The following is a 12,072-nucleotide window of genomic DNA, read 5'->3' as shown; positions in this document are numbered from 1 at the left end:
CTTCAGATCAGGTGCGGCGTGATAAGGACGAATGTAAGTAGTGGGTAGCAAGTCGTGAATAGCGAATGAAGGAAGCGCGCTCTATTCGCGAGGGCCTTCACTACTCACTAACGAGCACTGAGCATCTCGACCACCTGATCGAAACGCCCCTCCCGCTCCGCCCAACGCAGAAAGCCGACGCGCTCGACGAGGATCTCCTTGGGCGTCGGCTGTTGCTGAAACAGCGTCATCACTTCGTCGATGAACTGCTCCAGTGGCAAGTAGCCTTCGCGCGTCGATTGGCCGGGCGTGAGCTCGGTCTGCACTGCAGGCGGTGCCAGTTCGATCAACTCGACCTTGCCCCTGAGCTGCTCGCGCAGCGACACTGTGTAGGAATGGATCGCCGCCTTGGTGGCGCTATAAGTCGGCGTCGCGCTCAATGGCGTGAACGCAAGACCTGACGAGACGTTGACGATGGCGGCAGCGGGTTGGACAGCCAGGTGATCGATCAACACATTGGTGAGCCGGATCGGCCCAAGCAGATTGGTGACGATCGTTTCCTCGGCATCACCAAGGTCACGCTTTCTGGCCAGATCCTCATGCCGCATGATGCCGGCGTTGTTGATGAGCACGTTCAGCTGCGGATGCTCGCTGATCACCTGCTTCGCGAAGGTCGCGATCTTCTCCGGATCTTCGACGTCGAGAGTCATCGCGTGCATTCCCTCGCGGCCGGCGATCACCTGTTCGAGCGCCGCCATGCGGCGTCCGGCGACGATCACCGTGTTGCCAAGCGCGTTGAAGCGCAGCGCCAGCTCGCGGCCGATGCCGGAACCTCCACCGGTGATAAGGATGGTGTTGCCTGTCGTTCTCATCGTTCTCTCCATTCCAATTCGAGGTCAGACGATGCCGCCGTTGGTGAACACGGTCTGGCCGTTGATCCAGCCGCCGTCTGCGCTGCAGAGCGCTGCAATCGTGTCGGCGATGTCGGACGGCTCGCCGAGCCGCTTGTGCGGCGTGCGCGCCGCAAAGCCTGCGATCTGCTCACGCGTCTTGCCGTCGGTGAAAAGTGTGGTGTTGACGAGCCCGGGCGCCAGCGCATTCACCGAGATCATCCGGCCCTCGAGCTCCTTGCCGAGGATATTTGCGTAGAGCTCCTGGGCCGCCTTGGTGGCGGCGTAAGGTCCATAGGACGGGCTGCGCAGCAGCGTGATGCTTGAGGAAAGCGCGATGATCCGGCCGCCGTCGCGCACGCGACGTGCCGCCTCGCGCAGCACATAGAAACTGCCTTTCAGGTTGACATCGACCATGCGATTGAAATCGTCATCCGTCATATCGCGGAAGGTCGCGAGCCGCATGATGCCAGCGTTGCTGACCACGACGTCGACCGGACCAAACGCCCGCTCGTTGGCTTCGAACAGACGCCGCACGGCAGCCGGATCGCTGACATCGGCCTGCACCCAGGTCGCACGGCCACCTGCGTCCTCGATCTCTTTCACGACGCCCGCGGCGAGATCACGGTTCACGACGCAGTTGACAGTGACGGCATAACCGTCGCGGGCAAGGCGCCTGGCGGTAGCCGCGCCGATGCCGCGGGACGAGCCGGTCACCAGCGCAACTTTGCCGTTTGAAGCCGACATCTGGCACGCGGATTGAGCAGAGGCTGCGCCCGCCGCAAACATCGCAGGGGCCATGGCCGCAGCCGCCAACAGCGTTCGTCGCCGCATCTCCGTGTATCCCGTCATCGGAAGTCCCTTCCTGATCGAATGAACCCGTGCTTTCGGAACATCATTACCGCCGGCCGCGATCGGACGCTTGCCCAGGCATGCGCAAAACTTGCCGGATTCTGCAGCCTGGCTGATGTTCGCCAGCGTTTGTGTTAGCATCCAGCCGCCTCGCAGGAGATCGCCATGGACTCGCTCAAACAGGCCGTCCGAACCTATGCCGCCGTCCACGCCAACCGGGACGGCCTTGCCGTGACGCCGGTGCCAGGGCTGCGGATGATGTGCGTGGAAACACCGCACGGCGACCTGCATTCGATCTACCGGCCGCTGATTTGCCTTGTCCTGCAGGGTGCCAAGCGCATGATTGTCGGACGCGAAGAGCGGATCTTTTCCGCCGGCAAGTCGGTGATCGTAAGCGCCGACATGCCGGTGGTGGGACGGATCGTTCAGGCGAGCCCGAGCCAGCCTTATCTGGCGATTGCCGTCGAACTCGAAATGACAGTCCTGCGGGAGGTCGCGGCGCAGCTGGGCAGCGGCGTCCGCACGCAGCGCCCGTCCGCAATGCGGACGCTGTTCGCAAACGACACCGAGGCCGCGACATTGGATTGCGTTGCCCGGCTGATGCGCCTTCTCGATCAGCCGGAGGCCACGCCGGTCCTGCGGCCGGGGATCTTGCGCGAGCTCCACTACTGGCTTCTTGCCGGCAGCCATGGCGCCGATTTACGCGCGCTTGCGGATCCGGGCAGCCACGCGACGCGCCTTGGCGCGGCAGTCGCGATGCTGCGCGCCGAATACCAAACGCGCATCCCGATCGAGCGGCTCGCTGAAACCGCATCGATGAGCCTCACCGCGTTCCACAAGCACTTCAAGCACATGACGTCACTGACACCTGGGCAATATCAGAAGCGGCTGCGCCTCCTTGAAGCGCGCAGGCTCATGCTCGATGAAGGCTTTTCGGCAAGCAGCGCCGCCTTCGAGGTTGGCTATGAGAGCATTTCGCAGTTCACCCGCGAGTATCGCCGCATGTTCCAGGCGCCGCCAAAACGCGATGCGCTGCGCGCCCGCGAGACATCCGATCAGCGAGCGCCGTTCGGGCCGCTTTGATAGAAGTCGCGTCGCCACAAGTTACGAGTTGAAGAAGCCAAGCAGGAGAGCGTCGGCCACCAAGGGCAGAACGTCCTCATGATCCGGCAGAGGCCGGATCGATGATCACGCCTTTGGCGACGTTGGGCTTGGATGACAGGATCTCCATTGCCTTCACCAGAAGATCGCCGTCCTGTTGCTCATCGACCAGGAATGCTGCGAAATCGATCTGGTCCGCCAGGGCGACGATCTCCGCCGGGTCCTGCAGCGACGTGCCGTCGACGACGATGATGTCGTACTTCGACCGGAGATCGCCGGCCGATCCGCCTCGCCCCGACAGCAGTTTCAGCAAGGCTGAGGACGTCGTTCGCATAACCGTATGGTCACGCACCGGCGCGCGCACCAGGAACGGCAACGTGCGGACGCTTTTCGGCTCGATCTGGATCAGGACGCTTAGCATGCCGCGATCGAGCGCCAGGGCGTTCAGCGCTTCAGCGATAGCTGGCCTGCCCTGCTGCGCGTGGCCGGAGAGCAGAAGCACCACGCGGCCGTGCAGGCCGCGCGTCAGCGCAACCCGTTCCAACAGGTCGGCGAGCCGGCGCTTGACCTCGGGTGATGGTCTGCCGTCAGACGCGAGCGCGCCGCCCGCAGGCATGTCGGCCCAGACCGGCAGATCGAGCAGCGCCCTGAAGGTCGGGTGGTCCGGCGCGGGAGGCGGACTGGCCTGGCTCGGCGGTTTGGTCTCGCGGCCGACCACGGGCAGTCGAACACCTGCGGCGGCCGCAAGCGTAACGGCGGCTGCGGACGCGAGCAGCGATCCCAGGGCAGTGACAGCCAGCAGCAACGGCAGACTGGGGCGCGATGGACGGGCCGGCGCGGTGGCAGATGAGACGATCCTGGTCTGCGACGTCTGCAACGACTGCTGCTCGCTGGTCGTCTTGTAGCGCGAAAGGAACTGCTCGTAGATGCTGCGGTTGGCATCGGCTTCCAGCTGCAGCTCCTGCAGTTTCACGGAGGCTTCGTTCGTCGTCAGCATCTCCCTTTCGACGCCGTTGAGCGAGGCTTCCAGGTCTCTCTGCTGCTCGCGCTGCGCCTCGTAATCCGACCTCGCTGCCTGGATGATCCGCCGGCGCTCGGCTTCGATCTGACGCTCCAACGTGGCTCGCTGCGCCAGCGCGATGACGACCTCGGGATGGCGATCGCCGAGCACCGCCCGCCTCTGCGCGATCGCGTCGTCCAACTGCGTCCGCTGCGCGCGAAGCGAGGTCAGCAGATCGGACCGCGATCCGGTCGACGTCTCGACGTTAGACTTCAGATCACGCTGCACCTGATCGTAACGGCTCTTCGCTTCCTCCGTGCGAAGCCTGGCAGCGGAGACCTGCTGGCTGAGCTCAGTCGCACGAAGCTGGCGCGTGGTGCTGTCCTTTCCCGCATCGATGATCTTGTGCCTGGTCTTGAAGGCTGCGATCGCATCCTCCGATGCCGTCAACGTGCTGCGCAGGTCCTTCAGGCGATCATTGAGCCAGTCAGCCGCCTCCTTCGTCGCCATCGCGCGTGTCCTTTCCTGCGCCGCGACGAAGGCTTCGGCCAAGGCGTTCGCATAGTAGGCCGCACGATTGGCATCGGCGGAGGCGAAGGAAATTGCGATGACATAAGTCTGGCCGACACGTGAAACATCAAGACGGCTGCGGAATCGGGCCAACAACCGGGCCATGTTGGTTTCGCCGCCGGAGATTTCCGTGTCCTTGGCGACGCCGAGTTTTTCGATCACGGGACGGAGAAAGCCATCGGATTTGGCGATTTCGATAATGCTCTGCAGCGCTGCGGCATCCTGCCCAATTCCGGGCAGCACATCCTGTTCGTTCGTGACCTTCTGTTCGCGTGGATCGACAAAGACCAGCGATGTCGCGGTGTAGCGCGCCGGAAACATCAGAATGGCCAAAGTACCGAGCACAAACAGCGCCAGCGCAAGGGCCGCGATCTTTTTGAGATTCGCACGCACAATCGCCGCGAGCTGAGACGGCGAGAGCAAGCGTTGGAGCGACTGGTCGTCGGTATTGGCCGCTGCCGGCTCGAGGTCGGGATTATCCCACGAATCCCGGTCAGGCGGGGCACGGCGCTCACTCGGCGCGGCTGCCGTCTGCCTGCCCGACATGGTTACTCACTCCAGCTCGACGTTGCATATGCCGAAGCCGGCATACCATGCGCGAAACCGTAAATATTCATAGTTAACTAAGCATTACGCCAGCCAAATTTTGGAACCGTTTCAACGGGGAGCCACGGTTAATCATGTCTTAAGAGATCGCGCGCCTTTTGAGCCAAATCGCAAGAGACTCGACAGATATTGTGCTTATGGAGACCGGATAACTACGTGTCGTCCGCACTCCAATCGAAGAGCCGATGCCGGTCCCATTGCGCCGCCTGCGATATGTCACCGAACCGCTCATGCGCCGCCTGGGCGGTGAAATCGTGCATGCGTTCTCCGGGACGATCGTTGTCCAACTGGGCGCCGGCCTAGTTGCCTTTCTGATGCTTTCCCTCGCCGCACGGGCAATGCCGGCGGCGGAATTTGGTCATCTGGCGACGTGGCTTAGCATCACCCAGATGGGAAGCGTGTGCGCCCTGTTGGGCCAGGAAATGTTCATCCTGCGCGCGTTGAACGAATACACGGTGTCAAACTCGCCCGAACTCGCGCGTGGCGCCCTCAACTTCTCGCTACAAATCGTTGCGACGCTGCCATTGCTGCTGGCAGCCGCCATGTTTCTGGTCGGCCACTTCGTGTTGAAGGAAAGCGCCGCACTGATGCTCGGTGCTTCGCTATACCTCATCGCCAACAGCGTGGTCGGTTTTGGCGGACACGTTGCCCGCTATGCGGTCGGGCTGCTGCTCGCCGAGGGCACGCGCGAGATCTTCTGGAAGACGCTCACCACCGCGGCGCTGTTCGTGATCGTCCGTGGCAAGGCCACCATCGATCCGGCCGAGTTCTTCCTCATTGCCTGCGTCGCGCTCGCCGTGGCGATCACGACGCAAGTCACCGTCACGGTCAGGGCGTTCCCGCAGAACATCTGGAAGGCCCGGCCAATCAAGCACAGCGGCGCGTGGTGGCGCGCTTCCACCCGACTATGGCTGACGACGGTGCTCGAAACTCTGAATCAGTATTTCGACGTGATCGTGATCTACCTGCTGCTTGATGCACCGGCCGCGGGCGTCTACTTCGTCGCGAGCCGCATCGCCAACTCGTTCGGTACGCTATTGTCGGCGGCACATGTGCTTGCCATCCGTCGGATTCCGCAACTGTACTTCGCGGGCAGGATTGACGAGATCAATCGTGTTTTCAGCAGCATGGCAGAGATCATTCTGCTGTGCGTGACCGGCGGCATCCTTCTGATCGTCTTTGGCGCCGACGCCATTCTCGGCTTCTTCGGGCCCTCGTTCGCGGGCCAGCAATGGGCGTTGATCATTCTTGTCGCAGGAACCGCCCTGGCCGCAGCCGGCGGACCGGCACCGGCCGTGTTGTTGATCTCAGGACATGAGGGACAGTATCCCTGGATTCTGGTCGCCAACATCGCGCTCAGGATGCTCGGCTTCGCCATCCTGATTCCAATATTCGGTCTCATGGGCGCCGCCCTCGCCGCCACACTGTCGCTCCTTGCGACAACTCTGACGCTTAATGTGCTCTGCCGACGTTGGACCGGTATCGATCCGTCAATCATTGGTATCTTCCGAAAAGTGAGGCCGCAGCTGGCGTCGAGCCTTGAAGCGGACCCCGACGCCGAGCGTGATACTCAGCGGGTGCAGCCATGACCCGCCCGCAAAGGATTCTTCTGATACAGACGCAGGGCGAGAATGCAGGCGCCCAGGAAATCGCCCGCATCCTGGCAGAGGGCTTTGCGGCAAGGGGATATGAGGTCTCGAACCTCTTCTTCTTCCGCAAGTCGTCGACGTTCAGCGAACCCGTGAACACTTTCTATTGCGCTCCTGAGCGGCCCTCCTCGCCGCTGCAGTTGATGCGAATGCTCCTCAATCTGGCCCGCCATATCCGTCATCTGCAGCCGGACGTCATTCTCACGTTCCAACATTACGGCAACGTCATCGCTGCGCCCGTGGCCAGGTTGGTCTCGTCTGCGCCGGTCGTCGCCAATCAGGTGTCCGCGCTCGCGACTATGAGCAAGCTGCTCCGCGCGGCCGACTTCTGCTTGGGCGCCGCCGGCGTCTTCAAGGTTGTGACGGTGAACTCGATCGACGTTCAGCGGATCTATGCAACGTATCCGAAGGCTTATAGCGACAGGGTCGTCCATGTCGCCCACGGCTTTGCGGAACGGACGTCACAGCTGACGCGCGAGGCGGCTCGCAGTGTCTTTGGTCTTCCGCGCGACGCCGCGATACTCGGATGCGTCGCCCGTCTGCACCCGCTCAAGGGTCTGGATCATGCGGTTCGCTTGCTGGCCCTGAGACCGGACTGGCATCTCGCTCTGCTTGGCCAGGGCCCAGACCGGCAACGGCTTCTCGACCTCGCAACCGAGCTTGGTGTGGCGGATCGCCTGCACTTTGCCGGCGAAGTCGCACCGGAAAGGACGGGGGACTTTCTTGTTGCGTTGGACGCCTTCGTGTTCCCGTCCGCTGCCGAGACCTTTGGGCTTGCTGCGGTGGAAGCGGCACAGGCCGGCGTTCCCGTCGTCGCCAACAAACTGCCTGTGCTGCAAGAGGTTCTGTCTGCGGATGACGCACCAATGGCGCTGTTTGTCGATGCCGCCGATACAAAAGAATTCGCCGCCGCAACATCGCGCGTCTTGACCGATCGGACGCTCAGGGCAACGCTGCGACAAAATGCGCAGCAACTGAAATCCCGCTACTCCATCGACGCGATGGTAGAAGACTACGAACGAATCTTCGCAACGCTTTTTCATCGCCGGACGCTGCAGTTCGGTCTTTCCCAAGATGATTCTCGAACTCCGATTTGATGCGAGACGACCCAGACGTTGGATGGAACGCGCCGTCGGAGCCCTCGCCGACGACACGGCAAAGCTTCAGGTCGCGGCAGTCGACTGCGCCACGCACAAGCCTCGCGGCCTCGAATTCCTTTTCGAGCTTGAGCGGCTGGTCCTGCGGCGCGGCCTCGGAAGCGGCGCTGATGCAATGCCGATCGACGACATCGTTGGACGCCATGGCGCCAAAGCGCGAGCGGACATCATCATCGACTTTGCGTCGAACGAGTTACATAACGCGATTTCGGAAGGCCGCCGGGTACTGACACCTCTTTATAATGGCGCAGCCGGCGAGGACGCCATTCTCGCTGCCGTCGTCGCAGGTGATCTGCCGGAGATCGAAATTCTCGACAGCCAAAGCGGTGGCATCGTCGCCGCAGGACATCCGTCGGCGGAAGATGCCGCGGGCCTGAGCGGCGCACTGGATGCGGTGATGGCGCGTACTGTCACGCTCCTTGCGCGGGTTCTGGCGAACGACACATGCTCGCACGCAGGCGCCACGGCCACGTGCGTTCCGCGAGGGCAAGGCTCCCCCGCACCTTACGTCCTGTCGGGGCTCGCTTCAGCGGTCGCGCGCAGAATCTACAAACTGTGCTGCTATGGGCCGCACTGGCGCGTTGGCTGGCGTCACGTCGACGACGGCGGCGTGTGGGATCGCGACGATCTGTCCGGGCCTGCCTGGAATGTCGTTCCTGATCCGCAAATCCGTTTCTATGCAGATCCCTTTCCGATCACATGGGAGGGCCGCGCCTTCGTCTTTGTCGAAGAGCTGGACCACCGCGTCGGCAAGGGAATTATCAGTGCCATCGAATTCGGAGAGAACGGACCCGCCGGACCTGCGCGGCCAGCGCTGGAGGAAAACTGGCACCTCTCCTACCCGTTCCTGATCGAGCATGGCGGAAGCCTCTGGATGATCCCGGAGAGCATAGGCAATCGGGAAGTCGCCATCTACAAGTGCGTTGGTTTTCCCGACCGATGGGAGCGCTTTGCAACGCTTCTGTCCGATATCAGGCTCTCGGACGCGACGATCACGCGGCACAACGGGCTGTACTACCTGTTCGGCACGTTGTGGGACGGCGCGGGCGGCTACTCTGATACGCTGGCGATCTACTATTCAACCGACCTGTTCGGTCCTTGGCAGCCGCACGCTGCCAACCCTGTTCTGGTCGATCGATCGTCCGCTCGTCCTGCCGGCAACCTCGTGATGCGCAACGGCCGTCTCTGGCGGCCTGCGCAGGATTGTAGCGCAGGCTATGGCAGCGGCCTCGCGCTGGCGGAAATTGTCGATCTCACGCCTTCGTCGTTCCGGCAGGTCGTTCGCAAGACGCTGAAACCCGACAGGTTCTGGCCCGGACGAAAACTGCACACGCTGAATCGGGCCGGACGCCTCGAAGTCATCGACGGTAGCCGCATCCAGCCAAAGCTGACGGCACTTGCGTCTGCCTGGACTCATTAGACACGCGCAGAAGCGGCTATGCCACCTCCTTGCGCCTGCATCCTCCAATCCGCTCGCGCAGCGATTCCAGCCACAGCAGCACCCAACCCGCGAATAAGCCGGCCGAGCCACCGACAATTTTCACCAGTGAATCGACGAGCCGACCATGTCGCGATGGCGACAGGACTTGCAGCACCTCCAGGGCGAGCGCCGCGCCGATCACGATGAACGCGGCGAGCCAGAACTGGCGCGGATAGGCAAGCGCGAATGTGAAGCCGACGGCCGCGAACGCAGCGAATCTTTCGACAGTTGGAGGCAACGAACTCGTCGGCCTGAATCCAATGGAGGCCAGCGTGGCAAAAGCAACCAGTGCGAGGCTTGCCCACGCGGCGACTTGAATAGCCCTGAGATGTGTCATGTCAAAACCGACGGATACAGCTTGTCGTGTGAGATTGCTGAGCCCGAGCTACACGAACGGCCCCGTCGTGTCGTGTGGATTATCGTGCATCTGCCGTGCGCAATTTTCAGAAAAATTGATTCAAATTTTAATCAAATCACACGCTCCTTTGCGGATCAGTAGGTTAGCGAGTCGCCTAATCAACTCGTTCTATCTTAACCTAAATCCGAGGTTTAACGATCGGTCGCAGCCCACCTGCGCCGACGACCGGTTACAATGCAGCTCATAAAAGCAGGACGCGCCGCGGCCTCCAGAACGGCGGAGTGATGTAATGAATTCGATGAATTTGAATAACGACGTGATCACCGACTGGCAGCCGCAGCATGAGTTGCTGTTCGGACATCACGCGATCAGGCTGCGGCACAGATTGGCGGAAAGCGGTCTGTTCACGCGAGAAGCGCTGGGCAGACTGATCGAGCGCTGCCCCAAGCACGAGCTCGGCCTCGAATCGATGTGCGTCGAAACGGACCGCCCCGACCGGATGTTCGGCGAACTTGGCGACGCCACCGGAATGCAGGCGATCGACGCAATCGAACGTGGGCGCATGTGGATGAATGTCCGCCGCGTGATGGATTGGGCGCCGGAATACCGCAAGCTCCTCGACAGTGTATTCGCCGAGTTCGAAGCTCGCGTGCCCGGGCTGAAGACGTTCAAGCACAACATCGGCGTGCTGATCTCGTCGCCCAATGCGAAGGTGTTCTATCATGCCGACATTCAGGGTCAGTCGCTTTGGCAGATCAGCGGCGTGAAGCGGGTCTACGTCTATCCGCGTAGCGACGTCTTTCTGAAGCCGCGAAACATCGAGAAGATCCTGCTTCGTGAAACGACCGAGGACATGCCGTATCAGGGCTGGTTCGACGACTATGCCACCACATTCGATTTGCATCCCGGCGAGATGCTGACCTGGCCACTCTATGCACCGCATCGCGTGCAGAACCACGATTGCTTGAACATCTCGGTGACGATGGAGCATTGGACCGACGATATCTGGCGCTCGTATGCGGTCCACTACGGCAATGGCGTGATGCGTCGAACGCTCGGCGTTCAGAAACCATCGACCAGGCATGACGGCCTGTCGGTGTATGCGAAAGCCGCATCAGCGCTGTTGTGGAAGAAGCTGGGACGACAGACGACCGGCGATGTAGTGAAACGCCGCAACTTCCGTATCGATGCCAATTCGCCTAACGGCCTCAGTCTGATTGCTGCGAGCTAGAGTTGCAGCATGCTGGCAATCAATACGCACTCGTTGCGGCTCGATGTCGCTATCCGGGTCGAGAAAGACTTCGACTTCCTCGGCGCGGAATATAAGTCGTTTTTCAATCTCAAGCGGGGGACTGCCTTTCAGTCCCCGCTGTGGATGGATCTCGTCCACCGACGACTGACGCCGAACCTGTCGGCAAGGCAATACACGATCACGATCAGGCAACCGGAAGATGGTGCGCTGCTCGCCGTGTTTCCTTTTGTCATTCAGCGAGCTTCCGGCCTGGATGTCGTGCAGCCCGCTGATTTCGGCGTTTGCGATTACAATGCCGTGGTCGGCGACCGATTTGCTCTCGAAGCGTTCGCGGCCGATCCTTCGGTGCGGGAACGCCTTGACCAACTGCTGCAAGGCGGAAGCGTATTGCTTTTCCGCAAGATCAGGAACGACGGCTTCGATCCGGCAGATCTTTTCGCGCGGCCGCAAGTGAGTCCTTGCGAAAACTCGGCGTTCTGGAGCGATATCGGCACGGACTTCGAGGCCTGGCAGCGGCGGACGGTACGGCGAAAATTCTCCAAGGAACTCGGCCGGCTCGCCCGGCAACTCGAACGTGACCGCGGGACATACGAGCACCGCGCCGCATCGTCCGAGCAGGAGGTGCGCGAAGCGTTCGAGTTGCTGAAGAGGGCCCGCGAAGGCCGTTTCGAATCGGATCTGTTGCACCGTGAACTGTACTGGGACTTCTATCTGGAGTTCGCCATCGCGGGGCAGAAGTCAGGTGATTGCATCACCTATGTGAGCTATCTCAACGGGCAACCGGTCGCAGTGCTGTTCGGCCTGACCGGTGAAGAGCAGTTTCACGCAGTCCTGATCGGCTTCGATGCCGCGCGCTTTGCGAGGTACTCGATCGGTCTGCAGATCATCTACCGCGTGATCAAGCTCCGATTCGAACAGGGGTTTCGCAGGATCGACATGGGTCTCGGGAATTCGGGATACAAGTCCCATTTCAGGGTGGAAGAGACGAAGCTGCATAATCTGACATGCTCGCGCTCGCTTGCGGGCTCTGCATTCTCGTTGATCTATCATCGTTCCAAGCCGCTCAAGAATGCCTTGAAGCGGTTTGTCCCGAAGCTCCGCTGAGCGGTAAGCGCATTGGACCCGCGTCACGCCATCCGATGGCTGTCCTCGCTGGTGCTGACCTCGGTCAGAAGCGG

10 protein-coding genes are annotated in these 12,072 nt (G+C 61.5%); 6 read left to right on the top strand and 4 right to left on the bottom strand.

Going from position 1 to position 12,072, the window contains the following annotated elements; all coding sequences use genetic code 11:
* Nucleotides 1–107: 107 nt before the first annotated feature.
* Both RCO31_RS03020 and RCO31_RS03015 read right to left on the bottom strand, forming a co-directional pair.
* Nucleotides 108–851: an SDR family oxidoreductase gene (locus tag RCO31_RS03020; RefSeq protein ID WP_308966746.1), complete on the bottom strand. Its 744-nt coding sequence runs from the start codon at nt 849–851 to the stop codon at nt 108–110.
* Nucleotides 852–875: 24 nt separating this feature from the next.
* On the bottom strand, nt 876–1,721 hold the full coding sequence (locus RCO31_RS03015; RefSeq protein WP_308966745.1) for an SDR family oxidoreductase: 846 nt from the start codon (nt 1,719–1,721) through the stop codon (nt 876–878).
* A 165-nt stretch (nt 1,722–1,886) separates the two neighbouring features.
* Here RCO31_RS03015 and RCO31_RS03010 point away from each other — a divergent pair, with 165 nt between their 5' ends.
* Nucleotides 1,887–2,804, top strand: coding sequence for an AraC family transcriptional regulator (locus RCO31_RS03010; protein WP_308966744.1), 918 nt, complete (start codon nt 1,887–1,889; stop codon nt 2,802–2,804).
* A gap of 76 nt (nt 2,805–2,880) precedes the next feature.
* Here RCO31_RS03010 and RCO31_RS03005 read toward each other — a convergent pair whose 3' ends face one another.
* Nucleotides 2,881–4,938: a GumC family protein gene (locus RCO31_RS03005; protein ID WP_308966743.1), complete on the bottom strand. Its 2,058-nt coding sequence runs from the start codon at nt 4,936–4,938 to the stop codon at nt 2,881–2,883.
* Between the two features lie 245 nt (nt 4,939–5,183).
* On the opposite strand from RCO31_RS03005, the gene RCO31_RS03000 reads away from it, so the two are divergent.
* From RCO31_RS03000 to RCO31_RS02990, 3 genes are read left to right on the top strand one after another with little or no spacing between them, the layout of a single operon-like run.
* The gene (locus tag RCO31_RS03000) at nt 5,184–6,587 is read left to right on the top strand and encodes a polysaccharide biosynthesis C-terminal domain-containing protein (protein WP_308966742.1); all 1,404 of its coding nucleotides are present in this window, start codon (nt 5,184–5,186) and stop codon (nt 6,585–6,587) included.
* Complete coding sequence (locus tag RCO31_RS02995; protein ID WP_308966741.1) at nt 6,584–7,744, top strand: glycosyltransferase family 4 protein; 1,161 nt, start codon at nt 6,584–6,586, stop codon at nt 7,742–7,744. Before RCO31_RS03000 ends, RCO31_RS02995 begins: the two co-directional genes overlap by 4 nt.
* 22 nt (nt 7,745–7,766) lie before the next feature.
* A complete protein-coding gene (locus RCO31_RS02990; protein WP_308966740.1) occupies nt 7,767–9,224 on the top strand; it encodes a hypothetical protein in 1,458 nt (485 codons plus the stop codon).
* A gap of 16 nt (nt 9,225–9,240) precedes the next feature.
* On the opposite strand, the gene RCO31_RS02985 is transcribed toward RCO31_RS02990, so the two are convergent.
* Nucleotides 9,241–9,621, bottom strand: coding sequence for a VanZ family protein (locus RCO31_RS02985; protein WP_308966739.1), 381 nt, complete (start codon nt 9,619–9,621; stop codon nt 9,241–9,243).
* A gap of 310 nt (nt 9,622–9,931) precedes the next feature.
* Here RCO31_RS02985 and RCO31_RS02980 point away from each other — a divergent pair, with 310 nt between their 5' ends.
* Nucleotides 9,932–10,873, top strand: coding sequence for a hypothetical protein (locus tag RCO31_RS02980; RefSeq protein WP_308966738.1), 942 nt, complete (start codon nt 9,932–9,934; stop codon nt 10,871–10,873).
* A 9-nt stretch (nt 10,874–10,882) separates the two neighbouring features.
* The gene (locus tag RCO31_RS02975) at nt 10,883–11,998 is read left to right on the top strand and encodes a GNAT family N-acetyltransferase (RefSeq protein ID WP_308966737.1); all 1,116 of its coding nucleotides are present in this window, start codon (nt 10,883–10,885) and stop codon (nt 11,996–11,998) included.
* The last annotated feature ends 74 nt before the right edge of the window (nt 11,999–12,072 follow it).

The organism is Bradyrhizobium sp. LHD-71 (genome assembly GCF_031157255.1).
GTDB lineage: Bacteria > Pseudomonadota > Alphaproteobacteria > Rhizobiales > Xanthobacteraceae > P52-10.
The sequence above is the reverse complement of the archived record's forward strand: the minus strand, read 5'-3'. Positions and strand labels throughout refer to the sequence as shown.